Origin of the sequence: Achromobacter sp. K91 (genome assembly GCF_003576205.1) — a bacterium.
Taxonomy (GTDB): Bacteria; Pseudomonadota; Gammaproteobacteria; order Burkholderiales; family Burkholderiaceae_B; genus Achromobacter; species Achromobacter aegrifaciens.
The window spans coordinates 162,781-180,963 of record NZ_QWFB01000036.1 but is presented as its reverse complement, the minus strand read 5'-3'; the positions used below and the strand labels follow the sequence as shown (position 1 = coordinate 180,963).

The window sequence follows — 18,183 nt, the reverse complement described above, 5'->3', positions numbered from 1 at the left end:
AGATGTGTATAAGAGACAGCCATGAATCTGCACGACATCCCCCTTGCGAGCGCCGTGTCCGCGGCCGCCGCCGACGCCCCGCCCATGCTGGAAGTCATAGGCCTGAAGAAACACTACCCCGTGGACAGCGGCAGCGGCGCCAAGGTGCTGCGCGCGGTCGACGGCGTTTCCCTGTCGGTGCCGCGCGGCCAGACGCTGAGCCTGGTGGGCGAATCCGGCTGCGGCAAATCGACCACCGGCAAATGCCTGATCCGCCTGACCGATCCCACCGAAGGTCGCATCCTGCTGGAAGGCCGCGACCTGGCCGCCATGAACAGCCGCGAGCTGCGCGCCATGCGCCAGCGCATGCAGTTCATCTTCCAGGATCCGTTCTCGTCGATGAACCCGCGCATGCGGGTGCGCGACATCATCGGCGAGCCGCTGCGCGCCTTCGGCCACAGCCGCGCGGCCATCCGCGACCGAGTCGCGCAGTTGCTGGCCCGCGTCAGCCTGCGCCCGGACGCCGCCGACCGCTATCCCCACGAGTTCTCCGGCGGCCAGCGCCAGCGCATCGTGATCGCCCGCGCGCTGGCGCTGGACCCGGGCCTGATCGTTTGCGATGAACCGGTGTCGGCGCTGGACGTGTCGGTGCAGGCGCAGGTCATCAACCTGTTGATGGACCTGCAGCGCGACCTGGGGCTGACCTATGTCTTCATTTCGCACGACCTGAGCGTGGTGCGCCACATCAGCCATCGCGTCGCCGTGATGTACCTGGGCAAGATCGTCGAGACCGGCACCCGCGAGGCCATCTTCGAACGGCCCGCCCATCCCTATACCCGCGCCCTGCTGGCCGCCGTCCCTTCGGCCCGACAGGGCGAGCGCAAGCCCGTGGAAGTGCTCAAGGGCGAGATTCCCAGCCCGCTGTCGCCGCCCTCGGGCTGCGCCTTCCGCACCCGTTGCCCGATGGCGCAGCCGCGTTGCGCCGAGGAAGCGCCGCAGCCGCGCCAGATCGCCCCCGAACAGCAGGTCGCCTGCCACTTCGCCACCCCCGTTTAGCCGGAGATACGCATGTCCCAGACCGACGCCACCCCGTTCGACTACATCCTTGCCGGCGGCACCGTCATCGACGGCACCAACTCGCCGGGCCGGCTGGCCGATGTCGGCGTGCGCGGCGACCGCATCGCCGCCGTCGGCGACCTGAGCGCCAGCAGTGCCCGGCGGCGCATCGACGTGGCCGGCAAAGTGGTGTCGCCGGGTTTCATCGATTCGCACACGCACGACGACAACTATCTGCTCAAGCACCGCGACATGACGCCCAAGATCTCGCAAGGCGTCACCACCGTGGTCACCGGCAACTGCGGCATCAGCCTGGCGCCGTTGGCGCACGCCAACCCGCCCGCGCCGCTGGACCTGCTGGACGAAGGCGGCTCGTTCCGCTTCGAGCGCTTCTCCGACTACCTGGAGGCCCTGCGCGCCGCGCCGCCCGCGGTCAACGCCGCCTGCATGGTGGGCCATTCCACCCTGCGCGCTGCCGTCATGCCCGATCTGAAGCGCGAAGCCACGGCCGAGGAAATCCAGGCCATGCGGGCGCTGGCCGACGACGCGCTCGCCAGCGGCGCCATCGGCATTTCCACCGGCGCGTTCTATCCGCCCGCGGCCCATGCCAGCACCGAGGAAATCATCGCGGTGTGCCGCCCGCTGGGCACGCATGGCGGCGTCTACGCCACCCACATGCGCGACGAAGGCGAACATATCGTGGCGGCGCTGGAAGAGACCTTCCGCATCGGCCGCGAACTGGACGTGCCGGTGGTGATCTCGCACCACAAGGTCATGGGCAAGCCCAACTTCGGCCGCTCCAAGGAAACGCTGGCGCTGATCGAGGCCGCCATGGCCAGCCAGGACGTGTCGCTGGACGCCTATCCCTACGTGGCCGGCTCCACCATGCTCAAGCAGGACCGCGTGCTGCTGGCTGGCCGCACGCTCATCACCTGGTGCAAGCCCTTTCCCGAACTGAGCGGGCGCGACCTGGAGGAAATCGCCGCCGAGCGCGGCAAGTCCAAGTACGACGTGGTGCCGGAGCTGCAGCCCGCAGGCGCCATCTACTTCATGATGGACGAGCCCGACGTGCAGCGCATCCTGGCGTTCGGCCCCACCATGATCGGCTCCGACGGCCTGCCCCACGACGAGCGTCCGCACCCGCGCCTGTGGGGCACCTTCCCACGCGTGCTGGGCCATTACTCACGCGACCTGGGCCTGTTCCCGCTGGAAACCGCGGTCTGGAAGATGACCGGCCTGACCGCCGCCAAGTTCGGCCTGGCCGAACGCGGCCAGGTGCAGCCCGACTACTACGCCGACCTGGTGGTCTTCGACCCCGCCACCGTGGCCGACTCGGCCACCTTCGATCGTCCCACCGAGCGCGCCGCGGGCATCCACTCGGTGTACGTCAACGGCGCGCCCGTCTGGGAAGGCCAGGCCTTCACCGGCCAGCACGCGGGCCGCGTCCTCAACCGGGCGGGTGCCTGATCCCGGCCAGCCCTTACAATCCGGCATACGCAGCGGGGCTTGCGGGCCCTGCCCCAACCACCCCCTACCTGCCAGATCGCTACATGGCCCTACCCGGCACTACATCCCCGCCCGAGATCGTCGGCAAGGAAGAAATGGGCGCTCGCCTGCGGGCCGAGCGCAAGGCGCGCAAGATGACCCTGCAGGCGCTGTCCGCCGCCAGCGGCATCGCGGTGTCGACACTGTCGAAAGCTGAGCTGGGGCAGATCGCCCTCAGCTACGAGAAGTTCGCCGCCCTGGCGGGCGCGCTCGGCATAGACATGACCCGCATGTTCATGCTGCCGGACGCCTCGCAGGCCGCCGTCGCCCCCACCTTCGTCAAGAACAAGCTCAGCGACGCCCGCGACTACGTCACCGAGAACTACCACTACCGCCTGCTCATGGGCGAATACCCCGGCAAGAAGATGACGCCCATGCTGGCGCTCATCGACTCGCGCAAGGTGGTGGAGTTCGAGGACTACATCCGGCACCCGGGCCAGGAATTCGCGCTGGTGCTGTCGGGCAAGGTCCGCATCCAGTTCGAAAATGGCGACAGCGTCGTGCTGGGCAAGCTGGAGACCGCCTACTTCGACAGCAGCATCGGCCACGTGTACCTGTCCATGAGCAAGAAGCCCGCCGAAGTGCTGGCGGTGTGCAGCGACGTGGGCGAAGTGCCGTCGCGGTTGAAGGCGCCCTGAGGCGGCGGCCGCGTTAAGGGCGCGGCCGCCCGGAACGTCTGTGCGCAGGCCCGCCCGTTCCCTGCCGGGCGGCCGCGCGCAGCGCTGGCATATGGCTGTCATACTCGCGGGCGATACTGGCGTCCGGATATCCGCCAGCCCCCGATCCCGGGCGCGCGCCGGATATTCATATAAAAGGTATTTCGTTGGCCGCCGCCCCTGGCCGCCTTACGATACCTGGCATCGACAGGGCCTGACGCCCGCAGGAATGCTCCACATGCAACGCTTGATATCCCCCATACTTACCCGCCGCCCGGTGCTACTGGCCGGCCCGCTCAGCGCGCGCCGCTACGACGCCGTGGTTTCCCTCCACGCCCACCGCGAAGCGCGCAGGCTGCGCGAATCCGCACAGCGCATCCTGGCCGTTTCCGCCCGCTACATGCTGCCGGGCGCCTGAACCCGCCCCCAATCGCTGCGACCCGATCTCGTTCGGACGCGCAGTGGCCACTTTCATGCACTTCCTCCAGCTGCCACCTGCGGTAGCATTGCCGATTCGGCCCGAGACCGGGCCAGGCAGAACAGGAGTCATGCATGCAGAAGGTGGTAATCGTCGGCGGCGGCCACGCGGCGGCGCAATTGTGCGCCAGCCTGATAGAAGGCGGCTTTCCCGGCAGCCTGACGCTGGTGTGCGAAGAGGCCTCGCTGCCCTACCACCGCCCGCCGCTCTCCAAGACCTACATCAAGGATCCGGAAGCCCCGATCCAGCTGCTGCGCGCCGAGGCGGTCTACGCCGACGCCGGCGTGCAGGTGCTGCTGGCCGATCCCGCGGTCGGCATAGACCGCGACGCGCGCCGCTTGACGCTGGCTTCGGGCAAACAGCTGGACTATGACGCGCTGGTGCTGGCCACCGGCACGCGCGCGCGGCGCCTGCCGGACGTCCCTGATGAGCTCCAGAACCTGATCTACCTGCGCAACGCCGACGATGCCGCGCGCCTGCGCGCCGCGATCGCCGACGCGCCTTCGGTCACGGTCGTGGGCGGCGGTTTCATCGGCCTGGAAATCGCGGCCACGGCCGGCGCCCTGGGACGCCCGGTCACCGTCTTCGAATCCGCGCCGCGCCTGCTGGCGCGCTCCGTGTCGCCCGAAGCCTCGGACCACGTCGCCCGCGTGCTGCACGAGTCCGGCGTCGACCTGCGCCTGTCCTCCGACCTGCAACACATCCGGACCGAGAACGGCCGCGTGCGCAGCGTAGTCGTCAACGACGTGGAGCATCCGGTGGACCTGCTGGTCGCCGGCATCGGCGCCGTCCCCGAGATCACGCTGGCGCAGGCCGCGGGCCTGGACTGCCTGAACGGCATCGTGGTGGACGGGCTGATGCAAACCTCGGCGCCCGGCATCTACGCCATCGGCGACTGCACCTCGTTTCCGTATGCGCGCTGGGGCAAGACCCTGCGCCTGGAGTCGGTGCAGAACGCCAACGACCAGGCCCGCACCCTGGCCGGCGTGCTGCTCGGCACCAAGACGCCGTATCACGCTCTGCCCTGGTTCTGGTCCGACCAGGGCGCCTTGCGCCTGCAGATCGCCGGCCTGGCGCCGCCGGACACCGAGCGCGTCCTGCGCCCGGGCGCCAAGCCCGGCAGCTTCTCGATCCTGCACTTTGCCGACGGCCATCTGGTCTGCGTCGAATCGATCAACGCCCCGATGGACCACCTGGCGGCGCGCAAGCTGCTGGAGCTGGGGCTGAACCCGCCCCGCGACGTGCTGGCCGACCCGGCCGTGCCACTGAAAAGCCACTACTGAGGCGGATGGAGAAAGTCCGCGCCGGCGCGCCTCAGATGAAGCCGGCGGCGCGGAACATGCGCTGGTAGATCTGGCGCAGGACCGCTTCCTTGCGCTTGTTGTAGTCCATGACCTGCATCGCGCCGACCGCCGCCTCGCGCTTGGCCTGGGCATACAGATCGCGATCGGCGTCGTGCTGGCGCAGCCAGTCGCGGAACATCCGGTGGCGGACGTTCTCGGGGCAGTCCGGGCCGAACACATGCAGGTTCACGCGCGGCGCGGCCAGCTGCAAAAGACGGTGCTGATGCCAGGACGGCTCCCGCAAGACCAGCGCGTAACCGGCCGCCTCCAGCGCGGGGACATAAGAGTCCTCCTGGACGGGGTCGGCCACTGTCAGGTCTATATCTATCACCGGCTTGGCCGGCAGGCCCGGAACCGCCGTCGATCCCATATGCTCGACCGCAAGCGCCGCCGGTCCCAAGGCCTCGCGCACCTGCGTCGCAAGCTGGCCATAACGGACCGGCCAATCGGGGTCATAGGGTACGACCGCGACCAATTCCGGCGCCGGCTTGCCACGGACCCAGGGATCCTCGTCCGGATCCGAGTCGTAGTGCCGCATGATTTCTTCCGGCGTGGGCGCGCGCCGGTTTCCTGCCGGGTTCAATTGCCGAAAGCGCGACGCAGGCGCTCCAGCTCGGCCATGTTCAGGCGCTTGGCTTCCGCTTCGGCGTAGTTCCGTTCCCCTGATTCGTAGGCACCCTTGTAGATGCACTTGCTGCGGCTCGCGCACTCGCCGCCGGCGCGGGCAGAGGAGGAATACGACTTGGCGGCAGCCTGATCCGAAGTCTTGGAACCGCTGGACGAGCAACCGGCCATCAGCGCAGCCGCGAAAATCGCCACACCACAGCGGCTCAACGTTTGAATGGACATTTCCTGGTCCTGCAGAAAAGCTGTAGCCGACTTTATAGCAGGCTCTTGGAATCAGGGATTCACGGGCAATTGCTTCGAAACATTGCCGGTCTGACGGTGCAAGACTCTGCTCGCGGCATATGGCAGCGCCTTTGAGTGCGGGTAGACTGCCGCAGCTGGCTGGCCATGCGTTCCCGATAGTTGCCGCGGCGCTGGGAACACCGCGAAATAAAAAAACCCGCATCCTGGTCAAAGGAATGCGGGTCTTTTGCGTTTTCCAGGGGCGACCCCTGGAACAAATTCTTGGTGCCGACGGCGAGACTCGAACTCGCACAGCTTTCGCCACTACCCCCTCAAGATAGCGTGTCTACCAATTTCACCACGTCGGCTAACTTCAGCCAGAAAAGCGTGCTTTCCTGGAAAGTCGAACATTCTATCACGCAAATTGGGAAACGGGTGGTTCCGTGCCGCTTTGTCGCTGGCATGCCACCAATCCGTCCCCAAGTACTATCCAGAGGAGCCGCGAACGCCCCTCCCCCCGCCTATCAGTTGATCTGCAGGTTGGTCGCCTTGACGACTTCGCCCCACTTGCGGGTTTCGCTTTCCATGAAGGCCTTGAATGCTTGCGGCGTGTTGGGCGGCGGGGGCATCAGGAAGCCGTTGGTCTGGTAGCTGGCGGCCAGCGCGGCGTCGGAGGTCAGGGCCTTGTTGATGGCGGCGTTGACCTTCTGGACGATTTCGGGCGGTGTACCGGCCGGCGCGTACACGCCGAACCAGGCTGCCACGTCAAAGCCTTCCACGCCGGATTCGGCGATGGTGGGGATTTCCGGGGCGAACGGCACGCGGCTGGCGGTGGTGACGGCCAGGCCGGTCAGCTTGCCGGCGCGCACATGCGGCAGCAGCGGCGGCAGGTTGTCGAAGATCGAGTCCACTTGTCCGCCCAGCAGGTCGGCCACGGCCGGGCCGCTGCCGCGGTACGGAACGTGCAGGATGTCGATGCCGGTCTTCATCTTGAAGAGTTCGCAGCCCAGGTGGGCGGACGAGCCGTTGCCGGGCGAAGCGCAGGTGAGCTTGCCGGGGTTCTTCTTGGCGTAGGCGATGTATTCCTGCACCGACTTGACGGGCACGCTGGCGTTGATGGCCAGGATGTTGGGCACCACGTTCAGCAGGGCGACGGCGTCCAGGTCCTTGAGCGCGTCATAGGACATCTTGGAATAGAGCGACTGGTTGATCGCGGTGGAAATCGATCCGACGAACAGCGTGTAGCCGTCGGGCGCCGAGCGGGCGACGGACTCGGCGCCGATGTTGCTGTTGGCGCCGGGCTTGTTCTCCACCACGAAGGTCTGGCCGAACTCCTTGCCCAGCACGTCGGCGATCATGCGCGCGCTGATGTCGGTGGTGCCGCCCGGGGCGTAGCCCACGACCAGCCGCACCGGCTTGGTCGGATAGGCGCCGGCCTGGGCCTGCGCCGGTCCGCTGGCGATGCACGCCAGCACTGCCGCCACGCCGGCCAGTTTGGTATAGATCTTCTTCATGTTTCCTCCTGTCGAAAACGGATGGGCGCGCATGGGGATGCGCACCGTTTTTTGTTGTTGTGCGGGCGCTGCTGCCCGGGGCGGCACCGCCGCCCGCGTCAGGCAGCGCCTGCCGGCCGCAAGGGCGCGATCAGGTCCGGCGTGAGGTCGGCCAGCGTCGCGCAGCCGAGCAGCGCCATGTTGGTCGAGATCTCGCTGCGGAATATGTCCGCCACTTTGCGGATGCCGGCGCTGCCGGCCACGGCCGCGCCGAACAATTGGGGCCGGCCGGTGAAGACCATGCGCGCGCCCAGGGCCACGGCCTTGAGCACGTCGGAGCCGCGGCGAAAACCGCCGTCCACCATCACCGGGAAGCCGGGCGGCACCGCGGCCACCACGTCGGGCAGCGCCTGCACGGGCGAGATGCAGCCATCCAGCTGGCGTCCGCCGTGGTTCGACACGATCACGCCGTCGGCGCCCGCCGCGCAGGCCAGGCGCGCATCATCGGGATGCATCACGCCCTTGAGCACCAGCTTGCCCGGCCAGTTCTCGCGGATCCAGCGGATGTGTTCCCACGACAGCTTGTCGCGTTCGCCGCGAAAGCCGTTGGGCGGGTCCTGGGTGATGGGCGGGCCGATCTCTTCGTACAGGTTCGAGAACCTGGGGATGCCGCTGCCCAGCAGCGTGCGCAGGAAGACGTTGAAGCTCCAGCGCGGGTGGCGCATGCCGTCCAGCATCACGCTGGGGCTGAGCTTGAAGGGCACGGTGAACGAGAGCTTCTGCAGGTTCTCGCGGTTGGCGCCGACGCAGGTGTCGATGGTCACGACCAGCACCGGGATCTCGGCCTGGCGCAGCCGCGCCATCAGCTTGCCGATGCGCTCGGTATTGCCCGGCAGATAGGCCTGGTACCAGCAGCGCTTGCCCGTGGCCTCCTGCAAGCGTTCCAGCGGCACGCTGGAAGCGCCGCTGATGATGAACGGTATCTCGGCCTGCTGGGCGACCTGCGCCAGCGCCAGGTCGCACTCATGCATGACGATGGCGGAGAACCCGGTAGGCGCGAAGCCCACCGGCATGGCGTAGCGCTGGCCGTAGAGTTCGACCTGGCTGCTGCGCTGGTCCACCACGCGCAGGCCGCGCGGCCGGAAACCCACGTCGCTCAATGCGCGCACGCTCTCGGCCAGCGAGGCGCCGTCCTCGGTGCCGCCGCAGACGTAGCCTTCGACGCAGCGCGGCATGATGCGCCGCGCCTCGCGTTCGAAGTCGCGCACGGACAGGCAACGATCCAGACGGCTCATGCGGCCACCGGCGAGCCGGCCTGTGCGCGCAGCGCCTGCATGCAGGCGGCCAGCGAACGGTCCTGCGTGTCCTGGTAGAGCGCCAGCTCGTCCTGCACCTGGGCGCCCAGGGCCTGCTCGAAAGCCGCCTGGCTGGCGTTCTGCGCGTATTCGGCCTGGGCCTTGTCGCCCAGGTTCGACTGGAAGATGCCGGCCGCGCTGACGGGCAGGAAGTCCTCGTACACCAGCGGCTCGAAGCGGATGTAGCCCTGGGCGATCAGGTCCTGCAGGCTGGCTTGCGCATCCGCGCCGTCCTTGCCGGTCAGGAAATAGCGGAAATAGGCCAGCCCCTGCGCATGCAGCGCATCATAGTCATCCGGGAAGGCGGCGAAACAGTCCTGCAGGTTCTGCATGTAGGCCGCGGCATTGCCTTCGTTGGGCGCGCCGCTGATGCGGCTGCGGGCCAGGTCCAGCAATTGGTCGTAGAGCGCGCGGCCCTTGCGGGTCAGCGCGACGCCGCGCTGCTCGATCTCACCGAAGCGCGCCGTGTGGCTGCCGGCCGCGGACTGGCCGTCGGCGCCGGCGAACAGGACCGCTTCCTCCAGCGCCTTGAAGCTGGTCTGGCGCAGCAGTATCGGACATTTGCGCGGCGGCGGGCCTTCGATCACGGCCTTCGCTGACACGCCGCGGCGCGGCATCTCGGCCTGGGCCTCGTCGATGTCCAGCGTGCGCGGAGTCAGGTGATTGATGTGCGGGCCCTTGAAGGCCACCACGTCGGCGATCAGGCGGTGCTGGCCGTGCAGTTCCTCGTAGTCTTCCAGGCTGACGGTGGCCTCGCTGTGCCAGCGGAAAGTGTGCAGGGCTTCGGCCACGAATTCGCGGGCCTCGGCTTCAACCAGTCCGCCCTGCGCCTCAAAGCGGGCCGCGAGTTCCAGCGTACGCGCGGTGAATATCTGGCGCGCGGCCAGGATGCGCGCGGCCTTCTCGCGCAGGGCCTCGTCGGCGATCAGTTCCAGCCGCAGCAGCGAGGTGAAGACGCGGAAGGGGCTGGCCTGCAGCGAGGCTTCGTGGGTGGCGCGAAAGGCGGTGGAATGCACCGGTACGCCGGCCGGCGACAGATCGTAGTAGCCCACCGGCTGCATGCCCATCACGGCGAACACGCGCCGCATGTTGGCCAGTTCCTGCGCGGTGCCGACGCGGATCGCGCCGTGGCGCTCGATGTCCAGGCGCTCGATCTCGCCCGTGCGGGCCAGTTGGGCGGCCAACTCGGGCTGTTCGGCCAGCGTCTTGGCGTTGACCTGGGCGACCAGGTCCAGCAGCGTGTCGTACAGCGGCACTTCCGACTTGTACATGTCGGACATGGCGCGGGAGAACCAGGCGCGGATCTGGTCCGGATTGACGAAATTCTGACTCATGGCGGGCTCGGCACATCGGTAAACAAGGATGGCCCGCATGAAATCATGCGCCGCGCGTGCGATCAAATGAAAAAAATCGGCTTAATCAGTCCGTTTTTTCATGGACCGCGCCCGCTGGGCGTCGCGCTCACGCTTGCGCGCGGCCTCTTCCTCAACCCAGGCGACGAACTGCTTGATCTTGGGCACTTCGGCCGAGTGCTCGGAATAGGCGACGAAGTACGCGCCGTCGCTGGGCTGCACGTAGTCCCAGGGAATCACCAGCTTGCCGGCCTGCAGCTCTTCTTCGGCCAGCAGGCGCGGCGTCAACGCCACGCCGCAACCGCCTTCCGCAGCGCGCACACACATGTAGAAGGTATCGAAGCGGGGACCGTGGTAGCTGCGGTCGGACTGGAACTGCTGGCGCGAGAAGTAGTCGTGCCAGGCCTCCGGGCGCGAGGCGCACTGGATCAACGCCTGCGCGCTCAGCGCCTCCAGGCTGTCGACCCTGTCACCCGGAAGAAAGCCGGGCGCGCACACCGGCACGACCTCGGCCTCGAACAATTCCCGGCACTGGGCGCCCGGCAAGGTGCCATGGCCGAAGAAGAAGGAGATGTCGATCTTGGCCTGCATCAGGTCGAAGGGCCGCGTTTCGCTGCGCACCTTGACCTGGATGTCGGGATGGGCGGCCATGAAGCCCTGCAGGCGCGGGATCAGCCAGCGCGCGCCGAAGGTGGGCTGGGTGCCGATGGTCAGCACCTGAGTCTCGCTGCCGTAGGTCAGGATGTAGCGCGAGGACATGTCCACCTGGTTCAGGATGGCCCTGACCTCGGACTGGTACAAGGCTCCCGCAGGCGTCAGTTGCAGGCGCCGCCGCACCCGCAGGAACAGCGGGTTGCGCAGCAGCGCCTCCAGCTGCGCGATCTGTTTGCTGATCGCGCTCTGGGTCATGTGCAGTTCCTCGGCGGCGCGCGTGAAGCTCATGTGCCGCGCCACCGCCTCGAAACATTGCAGCGCCATCATCGATGGCATCAAACGCTTTTCCATGGGGCCGATCCGGGTATGCCTGTGCTGGCGGCGGCCCGCGTTCCATCGCCGGCCGCCGCGCTTGCGGCATTATCGCAGGCCCGGCCTCACCACTGGTATCCGACCCCCGCGGCGCCGCCGAAGTCGCCGCGGGACGTGCCGTTGGCCGACACCTTGTAGACCCAGCGCCCGCCGCTGGACACGCGCGACAGCCCCAGGGCGTAACCCGATTCGCCGTTCCAGGTGCCGCCCGCCATGGACAGCATGTTGCGGCCGGGCAAGTAGGCCTGCGGCAAGGAAGCCGTCGCCATGGCCGCAGCCACCCCCGCGCTCAGCATGCGCTCCTGGGACTCCAGATCGCTGCGCAGGTTCTGCAGGGAATGCTCGACGGCGCCCACGCGCGCCTCGCTTGCGCTGCTTGCGGCGCGCAGCTGGCCCACGTTGACGGCATCGGTGTCCTCGCTGCCTGCAGCCACGCCCGTCATCTGGCGTCCACCCACGTTCACCTCGCCCGTGGAGCTTTGGGGCTGCGCCATGCCGTAGGCTTCGTAGTTCTCCTGCGCGCCGCGCGCCGCCGAGGACCCCGCCCCCAGCGCCACGCTGTTGCCCGCGCTGGCCACCGCGCCTGCGCCGACCGCGACGCTCTGCGTGGCCGCGGACGAATCCGCTCCCACCGACACGCTGCGGTCGGCAACGGAACCGCGTCCGGCGTTCGAGCCTATCGACACGTTGTCGTTGCCCCGCACGCCCGACCCCGCGGCCGTGCCCTGCGCCACGTTGTTATTGCCGACGACGTCGCGCCCCGCAGCCAGCCCGCCAGCCGTATTGCCGTCGCCCTGCACGCCATAGCCGGCGTAGGCGCCGGCAGCCGTGTTGTTGGCGCCGGTCACGTTCTGCCCGGCGTTCTTGCCCTGCGCCAGATTGCCCTCGCCCTCCACGTTCTGCCCCGCGTTCTGGCCCAGCGCCAGGTTGCCGTCACCGACGACGTTGCGGCCCGCTTCCTGGCCGAAGGCCGAATTGCCGTTGCCGGTGACATTGCGCCCGGCGTTGGTGCCATAGGCGGCATTGTTGTTGCCCACCGTATCCGTGCCGGCCCAGAAGCCAAAGGCATCGTTGTAGTCGCCCGTGACGTTCTGGCCGGCGCTGCGGCCGAACGACTGGTTCCAGCCGCCCTGCACATTGGTGCCGGCGTAATAGCCGATGGCCTGGTTGGCGTTCTTGCCGCCGACCTTGGAGCCCGCGCCCTCGCCGATCGCCAGGTTCCAGTTGGTGCTCACGTCCTGGCCTGCGCCATTGCCCAGGCCGATGTTGTTGCTGCCTTTCACGTTGGCGCCAGCGTTCTTGCCGATCGCGTGATTGCCCTTGCCCGTCACGCCCTGAGCGGCGCCCGGCCCATAACCGAGGTTGCTGCCGTCCCACTTCACAGGCGGCGCGGTCTGCGCCTGCGCGGCCGATCCCCCGGCCAGCGCGCCCACCAGAACCGCCACCGACAAGCCGTTGGCGGCCAGAATTGCGTATGTGTGCTTCATTTGTATGTTGATCGATTGTTGTTGCGGACCGGCCGGACGCGCACCCCGATGCGCGCCCGGCCCGCTCATGCCTGAGCCATCACAGATGCAGCGCCATGGCCGGATCGCTGACGCTCGCGCGGCCGTTCTCCATGCGTCCCGCGAAGCGGCGTTCGAAGCCTTCGGCGGTGACGGTGAAGTCGTACCAGTTGCCGCTTTCCTTGATGGACCAGTGGTGTTCGGCGACCTTGCCCGGCTCGACCGCCAGGGTCCAGGGGCCGTCCTTGCGGTAGGCGTTGGATTGCAGGTTCGCCTGCAGGCTGGCCGTGCCGCGGTTGGACACCTTCACGTAGAGCGCGCTGCCTGCCGGCTCGTAGCAGACCTGCACTTCCAAGGCCGCGCCACGCTGCGTATTGCCGGAGAAGGTCCGCACGAAGCCGTTGCTGCTGTACACCCACAGGTCATAGTCGCCGCCGGTCCAGGTGTCGGACAGCGTCTTGCCGGCTTCGACGGTGTAGCGCCGCGGGATCAGGTCCAGGTTGCGCTTGTCGTACACATGGAACACCGCGCCGGCTTCGCCCGTGTTGCTGAACAGCAGTTCGACCGCGCCATCCGCCCCCAACCGGGCGCTGGTGTGCAGTTCATACGGCAGCGCGCGCGACAGCCGCGTGCCGGTCTCCTGGAACAGCGGCTGCGGGATTGCGGGCGCCTGGGTCACGGCGGTGGTGGGCAACAGCTTCTGCGCCGCGTTGACCGCGGGATAGTTGCTGGTGTCGGGCAGCGTGGGCACGCGCGGATCGTTGGGACTGACGAAGTCGAAGCAGGTGGTCAGGTCGCCGCAGACCGCGCGGCTCCAAGGACTGATGGCGTCGACCTTGATGTCGAAGCGCTGCTCCAGGAACCGGCCCACCGAGGTATGGTCGAACACCTGGGAATTGACCCAGCCGCCCTTGCTCCACGGCGACACGACGTACATCGGCACGCGTGAGCTTAGACCCCACGGCCGGATGTTGCCGGTGATCTTGTCGTCGGCCTTCAGGTAGTTGCCCACCGAGGCATCGAAATACTCCCCCTCCAGCGGCACGGTGGACTTGCCCATCAGCACGCCATTGGCGTCATAGGACGGCACTGCGGGCATGGCGGCGTGATCGAAGAAGCCGTCGTTCTCGTCGAAGGTCACGAACAGTGCGGTCTTGCTCCAGACTTCCGGATTGGAGGTCAGCGCGTCCAGCACGTCGGCGATGAAATCGGCGGCACCGGCCACGCCTTCGCTGCTGCCAGGATGCTCGGCCAGGGCCTGCGTAGGCAACACCCACGACACCTGCGGCAAAGTGCCATTGGCGACGTCCTGCTTGAGCTGGGCAAGGAAGTTGACGGCGCCGTCGTTCTTCTCGGGGCCGCCCGTCAGGCCATGCTCATAGATCGGCGAACCCGGCTGCGCGGTGCGGAAGCTCTTGAAGGCCAGGCAGCCGTGCATGGCGCCCGTCCAGTTGTTGTTCATGTTCTGGTAGATGTGCCAGCTGACCCCGGCGCGCTGCAGCAGGTCGGGCAAGGTGTCCCACTTGAAGGCGCTGTTCACGTACTTGTAGTTGTAGGCGCCGGTCGCGGGGTCGACTTGGCCCGAACCGTCGGCCAGCTGCGCGCGGCCCGCCACCCAGTTGGACGGGTTAGGCCAGCAGCGCGAGTTGACGGGTTCCGAATCGGTGTCGGTGCTGTTCACGCCCAGCTTGCGCAGTTCGGGATTGGCGTTGGCGCCTGACCAGAACACGATGCGGTTGGGATCGGTGCCGGTCAGGATGGAACAGTGATAGCCGTCGCAGACCGTGAAGGCGTCGGCCAGCGCGAACTGGTACGGAATGTCCTCGCGCATGAAGAAGCCCATGGTGGCCTGGTTCTTGTACTGGATCCACTGGTCCATCTTGCCCTGGTTCCAGGCTGCCTGCTGGTCCGGGAAATTGTGCGGCGTGCCCGATCCGATCAGCGCGTTGCTGGTCCTGGAATCGCGGCGGAAGGGCTGGATGTCCTGGCCGCCCTTGGGGTCGGGCTGGAAGAACACCGATTTACCGCTGGCCAGCGGAATCGGGAAGCGGTCGCCGAAACCGCGCACGCCGCGCATGGTGCCGAAATAGTGGTCGAACGAGCGGTTCTCCTGCATCAGGATCACGATGTGCTTGATGTCCTTGATGGTGCCGCTTTCAACCGCGGCCGGCACCGCCAGCGCGCGCTGGATCGAGGCGGGCAGCAAGGCCATTGCCGACAGGGCGCCGGCCGCCTGGGCCGAGGAGCGGAAGAACTGCCGGCGGCCCGGCAAGGCCGGGGACGCGCTGGCGGGATGCGAGGGATAGGTCTTGGTCATGGGGCTACTCTTGCGTGGGGTTGGGCGGATCGGGCGTTCAGGGCGCGCAGCGCAGTTGCGGCGCGGGCGGCGGCGTCTCTGGCTGTCCGGTCTCGGGCGGCGTGGTCGCGCCGTCATCCGAGTCGTCATCGCCGCCGCAGGCGGCAAGGGTCAAACTCAAGGCGATGGCCGCAACAAGGGCGCGGCCCAGTGCAAAGTACGGGGTCATGAAAACTCCTGGTCAGGGAACGTTGCCGGGTCCGTCCGGCAGAAAACCTATCGGGGCGCGGCGGCCTGGCTGGCCGCCGCGCCGGCTCAGCTCAAGCGGCGCCGCAAGCGGGCGGCGACCTGGTCCAGCAAGAACACGGTGATGAAGATCACGACGAGAATGGTCCCGACGTGGGCGTACTGGTACATGTCGTAGCGGCCTTTGAGTTCCTGGCCGATGCCGCCCGCGCCCACCAGGCCCACGACGGTCGCCATGCGCACGTTGCGGTCCAGGATGTACAGGGTGTAGCCGGTGAACTTGGGCATGACCTGCGGCAGCACTGCGTAGGCCAGCACGCGCGGCTTGCTGGCGCCGATCGCGGCCAGCGCCTCTTGCGGCTTGGTGTCGGCCGTTTCGATGTCCTCGGCGTAGAACTTGCCCAGGAATCCCATCGAATGGATGGCCAGCGCCAGCACCCCGGCAATCGGGCCGAAGCCGTAGGCCAGCACCAGGAACAGCGCGCAGATCAGCTCGGGCATCGCACGGAACATGCTGACGAGGGCGCGCGCCGCCACGTACAGCAGGCGGTTGGGCGCGTAGTTGCGGGCGCTGCAATAGGCCAGCGGCGCACTGCCCAGCACGGCCAGCAAGGTCGCCCAGATCGCGATCTCGAAGGTCTCTACCATCTTCACCGCCACCCGCCATAGATAGCCCAGCGGCTCGACCAGATAGGTCTGCGTGGATACCTCGTCTTCCATCTTCAGCGTGTGCGGATTCAGCCGGCTCTCGGTCACCTGCACCGTTTCCACATGCGCCAGCCACGGCAGCCTGTCCGGGTCGAAGCCCTCTATGCGCGAAGTCTCGGTGCGGTACGAGACCTGCAGCGGGAACAGGTTGTCGGCCAGGGCGCCCAGGCCCGAGGTGACCTGGGACTGCTCCTTCAGGCCCACCGCCGCCAGCGCGCCGTCCAGGGTGAGCGCCGCCATGCGACCCATCTCGACCCGCTGCCCGGTGTAGAGGAACAGCATCAGCGCGGCGATCACGATCAGCAGCGCGCGGGCGCCATAGGGCGGATCCAGGCGCCAGGCCGCGTTGTCGGCCGGCGTCTTCAATGCATGCGTGTTCATTGCGCGCCTCCCGCCGACAGCACCGCCGGCCGGATCGGCCTGGCCATGCGAGGTTCAGCATGGCCGCGGCCCGCAAGCGCGGCCATGCCGCTTTCCGCCTGCGGCGCCTGATACAGCGCACGGGCAGTGGCCTCATCGAACGCGCCCGCCGGTCCGTCGAACACCATGACGCCATGGCGCAGGGCCACGATGCGGTCGGCGAACTCGCGGGCCAGGTCGACCTGATGCAGGCTGCAGAGCACGGTGGCGCCGCGTTCGCGTGCCTGATTGCGCAACAACTCCAGGATGTCGCGGCTGATGCGCGGGTCCAGGCTGGCCACCGGCTCGTCGGCCAGCAGCAAGGCCGGAGCCAGCATGAACGCTCGGGCGATGCCCACGCGCTGCTGCTGGCCGCCGGACAATTCGCTCACGCGGCGTTGCAGGTGCTCGGGCTGCAGGCCGACTTCGCGCACCAGCTTGCAGGCCCGTTCGCGCAATTCCGCGGGGAAGCGCATCAGATAGGCGCGCCATGCCGGCAAGCCGGGCAGCGCGCCCGACAGCACATTGGTCGCGACCGTCGCGCGCGACACCAGGTTGAAGTGCTGATGCACCATGCCGATCCGTGGCCGCACGGCCGCCAGCGTCGAGGGCTGCACCTGCGTGCCATCGACCCACACTTCGCCTTGGGTCGGCGCGGTCAAGCCGTTGGCCATGCGCAGCAAAGTCGACTTGCCCGCGCCCGAGGCGCCCAGGATCACGCAGAACTGGCCGCGCGGCACCTGCAGCGATACCGAGTTCAGCGCCGCGGTCCCATCGGCATAGCGCATGCCTACAGCGTCATAGCGCAGCATGTCCATTTCGCTTGCTCCGCCGATCACCGCTGTGCCGCCTTCTGCAGGATTTCACCCTTGATCTCGTCGGTCAGCAGGGCCATCTTCGAGGCCGGGCCGGCGAACTGCGCCTCGGAGAACTCGGTGTCGAAACGATCCAGCTTGGCGCCGCCATAGCCGCGCACCATGTCAGGCGTTACACCGGGCGCCTGATGGACCGTGGCAAAGGCTTGCTTGAGCGTGGCCTTCAGCGTCTCGGGCAGCTTGGTGTTCATCGCCAACGGCGGATACGGGATGGGTTCGCTCTTGAAGATCACCTTCACGGACTTCGGGTCCACCGCGCCCTGGCGCACCGCCTTGTCGAAGGAATCGAACGACAGCGCGGCCGCGTCGACCTGGCCCTGTACCAGCGCGGCGAGGCTGCTGGCGTGGCTGCCGGTCAGTTGCAGCGCCGCCAGGTCCTTGGCCGGGTCCATGCCGTCCTTGATCATGGATGCCACCTGGAAGGTGAAGCTGGAGGCCGAATTCACGTCGCCGAACGCGGCGCGCTTGCCCTTCAGATCAGCCAACGTATTGATCGGCGAATCAGCCTTGGCGAACATCGCGGCGTAGTAGGCGGATTCGCCCTTCTGCACGCCCACGGCCAGCAATTGCGCACATTGGCGCTCATGCGCCTGCACGTAGGAAACCGGACCCAGGAACGCGACCTCGGCCAACTGGTTGCACATGCCTTCGACCACGGCGCCGTAGGATTGGCCCACGGTCAGTTGGAAATGCAGGCCGGTGCTGCGCGTGATCGCGTTGAAGATCGGCGCGTAGTCGGCCTTGGTGCCCGACTCGGTGCCGCCGTCGGCGGGTATCAGCAGCACGCGCAGCGGACGTTGCTGCGAGCCGTCTGCCAGGGATTGGGCTTGTGCGAGAGGCGCGGCGGCCAGCAGGGAAACCAGCGCCAGGGCGGACGCGCAGGTGCGGATCTTCATTTTTCTGTTCCTAGTCTTGTTGAGGTTGCCATCGGGGCGCAGCGTGCTCGGCCCTGATTCCGGAACGCAGATTAGTCACCGCACATGACAGGCAAATGAAAATTTCTCAAATCAAAAAAATTAATT

At 67.5% G+C, this 18,183-nt stretch carries 17 protein-coding genes and 1 tRNA gene; 5 read left to right on the top strand and 13 right to left on the bottom strand.

Features of this window, described 5'->3' with window-relative positions; all coding sequences use genetic code 11:
* Positions 1 to 21: 21 nt before the first annotated feature.
* From DXK93_RS19060 to DXK93_RS19040, 5 genes are all read left to right on the top strand, one after another.
* On the top strand, positions 22 to 1,035 hold the full coding sequence (locus tag DXK93_RS19060) for an ABC transporter ATP-binding protein (protein ID WP_119450865.1): 1,014 nt from the start codon (positions 22 to 24) through the stop codon (positions 1,033 to 1,035).
* A gap of 12 nt (positions 1,036 to 1,047) precedes the next feature.
* The gene (locus DXK93_RS19055; RefSeq protein ID WP_119450864.1) at positions 1,048 to 2,502 is read left to right on the top strand and encodes an amidohydrolase family protein; all 1,455 of its coding nucleotides are present in this window, start codon (positions 1,048 to 1,050) and stop codon (positions 2,500 to 2,502) included.
* A gap of 83 nt (positions 2,503 to 2,585) precedes the next feature.
* The gene (locus tag DXK93_RS19050; RefSeq protein ID WP_119450863.1) at positions 2,586 to 3,218 is read left to right on the top strand and encodes a helix-turn-helix domain-containing protein; all 633 of its coding nucleotides are present in this window, start codon (positions 2,586 to 2,588) and stop codon (positions 3,216 to 3,218) included.
* A gap of 256 nt (positions 3,219 to 3,474) precedes the next feature.
* On the top strand, positions 3,475 to 3,654 hold the full coding sequence (locus DXK93_RS19045; RefSeq protein ID WP_054450268.1) for a hypothetical protein: 180 nt from the start codon (positions 3,475 to 3,477) through the stop codon (positions 3,652 to 3,654).
* Between the two features lie 134 nt (positions 3,655 to 3,788).
* The gene (locus DXK93_RS19040) at positions 3,789 to 4,997 is read left to right on the top strand and encodes an NAD(P)/FAD-dependent oxidoreductase (RefSeq protein WP_119450862.1); all 1,209 of its coding nucleotides are present in this window, start codon (positions 3,789 to 3,791) and stop codon (positions 4,995 to 4,997) included.
* A gap of 31 nt (positions 4,998 to 5,028) precedes the next feature.
* On the opposite strand, the gene DXK93_RS19035 is transcribed toward DXK93_RS19040, so the two are convergent.
* The 13 genes from DXK93_RS19035 to DXK93_RS18980 all read right to left on the bottom strand — a co-directional run bounded on the left by DXK93_RS19035 (position 5,029) and on the right by DXK93_RS18980 (position 18,057).
* Complete coding sequence (locus DXK93_RS19035) at positions 5,029 to 5,595, bottom strand: GrpB family protein (protein WP_119450880.1); 567 nt, start codon at positions 5,593 to 5,595, stop codon at positions 5,029 to 5,031.
* Between the two features lie 41 nt (positions 5,596 to 5,636).
* Positions 5,637 to 5,906, bottom strand: a complete 270-nt coding sequence (locus DXK93_RS19030) for a hypothetical protein (protein WP_119450861.1) — start codon at positions 5,904 to 5,906, stop codon at positions 5,637 to 5,639.
* Positions 5,907 to 6,189: 283 nt separating this feature from the next.
* Positions 6,190 to 6,274, bottom strand: a tRNA-Leu gene (locus tag DXK93_RS19025).
* 156 nt (positions 6,275 to 6,430) lie between these two features.
* Entirely contained in the window at positions 6,431 to 7,420 is a 990-nt protein-coding gene (locus tag DXK93_RS19020) for a tripartite tricarboxylate transporter substrate binding protein (protein ID WP_119450860.1), read from the bottom strand.
* Between the two features lie 98 nt (positions 7,421 to 7,518).
* A complete protein-coding gene (locus tag DXK93_RS19015) occupies positions 7,519 to 8,694 on the bottom strand; it encodes an alpha-hydroxy acid oxidase (protein ID WP_119450859.1) in 1,176 nt (391 codons plus the stop codon).
* Complete coding sequence (locus DXK93_RS19010) at positions 8,691 to 10,088, bottom strand: VOC family protein (protein ID WP_054451301.1); 1,398 nt, start codon at positions 10,086 to 10,088, stop codon at positions 8,691 to 8,693. Before DXK93_RS19010 ends, DXK93_RS19015 begins: the two co-directional genes overlap by 4 nt.
* Positions 10,089 to 10,169: 81 nt before the next feature.
* Positions 10,170 to 11,111, bottom strand: coding sequence for a LysR substrate-binding domain-containing protein (locus tag DXK93_RS19005; RefSeq protein WP_119450858.1), 942 nt, complete (start codon positions 11,109 to 11,111; stop codon positions 10,170 to 10,172).
* An 86-nt stretch (positions 11,112 to 11,197) separates the two neighbouring features.
* Positions 11,198 to 12,619 carry a YadA-like family protein gene (locus DXK93_RS19000; protein WP_119450857.1) on the bottom strand — a complete coding sequence of 474 codons (1,422 nt, stop codon included), beginning with the start codon at positions 12,617 to 12,619 and terminating at the stop codon, positions 11,198 to 11,200.
* 79 nt (positions 12,620 to 12,698) lie between these two features.
* On the bottom strand, positions 12,699 to 14,954 hold the full coding sequence (locus DXK93_RS18995; protein WP_119450856.1) for a phosphocholine-specific phospholipase C: 2,256 nt from the start codon (positions 14,952 to 14,954) through the stop codon (positions 12,699 to 12,701).
* A gap of 37 nt (positions 14,955 to 14,991) precedes the next feature.
* Positions 14,992 to 15,162, bottom strand: coding sequence for a hypothetical protein (locus tag DXK93_RS32165; RefSeq protein WP_166738396.1), 171 nt, complete (start codon positions 15,160 to 15,162; stop codon positions 14,992 to 14,994).
* 86 nt (positions 15,163 to 15,248) lie between these two features.
* Complete coding sequence (phnE, locus tag DXK93_RS18990; protein WP_054450250.1) at positions 15,249 to 16,268, bottom strand: phosphonate ABC transporter, permease protein PhnE; 1,020 nt, start codon at positions 16,266 to 16,268, stop codon at positions 15,249 to 15,251.
* A complete protein-coding gene (locus DXK93_RS18985) occupies positions 16,265 to 17,104 on the bottom strand; it encodes a phosphonate ABC transporter ATP-binding protein (protein WP_054450248.1) in 840 nt (279 codons plus the stop codon). The genes phnE and DXK93_RS18985 overlap by 4 nt, the downstream gene beginning before the upstream one ends.
* Positions 17,105 to 17,121: 17 nt before the next feature.
* Positions 17,122 to 18,057, bottom strand: coding sequence for a phosphate/phosphite/phosphonate ABC transporter substrate-binding protein (locus DXK93_RS18980; RefSeq protein ID WP_119450855.1), 936 nt, complete (start codon positions 18,055 to 18,057; stop codon positions 17,122 to 17,124).
* Positions 18,058 to 18,183: the final 126 nt, after the last annotated feature.

Excerpts from the sequence above, each read along its gene's own strand:
- DXK93_RS19060 (WP_119450865.1), top strand. The coding sequence starts at position 22 with ATGAATCTGCACGACATCCCCCTTGCGAGCGCCGTGTCCGCGGCCGCC.
- DXK93_RS19055 (WP_119450864.1), top strand. The coding sequence starts at position 1,048 with ATGTCCCAGACCGACGCCACCCCGTTCGACTACATCCTTGCCGGCGGC.
- DXK93_RS19050 (WP_119450863.1), top strand. The coding sequence starts at position 2,586 with ATGGCCCTACCCGGCACTACATCCCCGCCCGAGATCGTCGGCAAGGAA.
- DXK93_RS19045 (WP_054450268.1), top strand. The coding sequence starts at position 3,475 with ATGCAACGCTTGATATCCCCCATACTTACCCGCCGCCCGGTGCTACTG.
- DXK93_RS19040 (WP_119450862.1), top strand. The coding sequence starts at position 3,789 with ATGCAGAAGGTGGTAATCGTCGGCGGCGGCCACGCGGCGGCGCAATTG.
- DXK93_RS19035 (WP_119450880.1), bottom strand. The coding sequence starts at position 5,595 with ATGCGGCACTACGACTCGGATCCGGACGAGGATCCCTGGGTCCGTGGC.
- DXK93_RS19030 (WP_119450861.1), bottom strand. The coding sequence starts at position 5,906 with ATGTCCATTCAAACGTTGAGCCGCTGTGGTGTGGCGATTTTCGCGGCT.
- DXK93_RS19020 (WP_119450860.1), bottom strand. The coding sequence starts at position 7,420 with ATGAAGAAGATCTATACCAAACTGGCCGGCGTGGCGGCAGTGCTGGCG.
- DXK93_RS19015 (WP_119450859.1), bottom strand. The coding sequence starts at position 8,694 with ATGAGCCGTCTGGATCGTTGCCTGTCCGTGCGCGACTTCGAACGCGAG.
- DXK93_RS19010 (WP_054451301.1), bottom strand. The coding sequence starts at position 10,088 with ATGAGTCAGAATTTCGTCAATCCGGACCAGATCCGCGCCTGGTTCTCC.
- DXK93_RS19005 (WP_119450858.1), bottom strand. The coding sequence starts at position 11,111 with ATGGAAAAGCGTTTGATGCCATCGATGATGGCGCTGCAATGTTTCGAG.
- DXK93_RS19000 (WP_119450857.1), bottom strand. The coding sequence starts at position 12,619 with ATGAAGCACACATACGCAATTCTGGCCGCCAACGGCTTGTCGGTGGCG.
- DXK93_RS18995 (WP_119450856.1), bottom strand. The coding sequence starts at position 14,954 with ATGACCAAGACCTATCCCTCGCATCCCGCCAGCGCGTCCCCGGCCTTG.
- DXK93_RS32165 (WP_166738396.1), bottom strand. The coding sequence starts at position 15,162 with ATGACCCCGTACTTTGCACTGGGCCGCGCCCTTGTTGCGGCCATCGCC.
- phnE (WP_054450250.1), bottom strand. The coding sequence starts at position 16,268 with ATGAACACGCATGCATTGAAGACGCCGGCCGACAACGCGGCCTGGCGC.
- DXK93_RS18985 (WP_054450248.1), bottom strand. The coding sequence starts at position 17,104 with ATGGACATGCTGCGCTATGACGCTGTAGGCATGCGCTATGCCGATGGG.
- DXK93_RS18980 (WP_119450855.1), bottom strand. The coding sequence starts at position 18,057 with ATGAAGATCCGCACCTGCGCGTCCGCCCTGGCGCTGGTTTCCCTGCTG.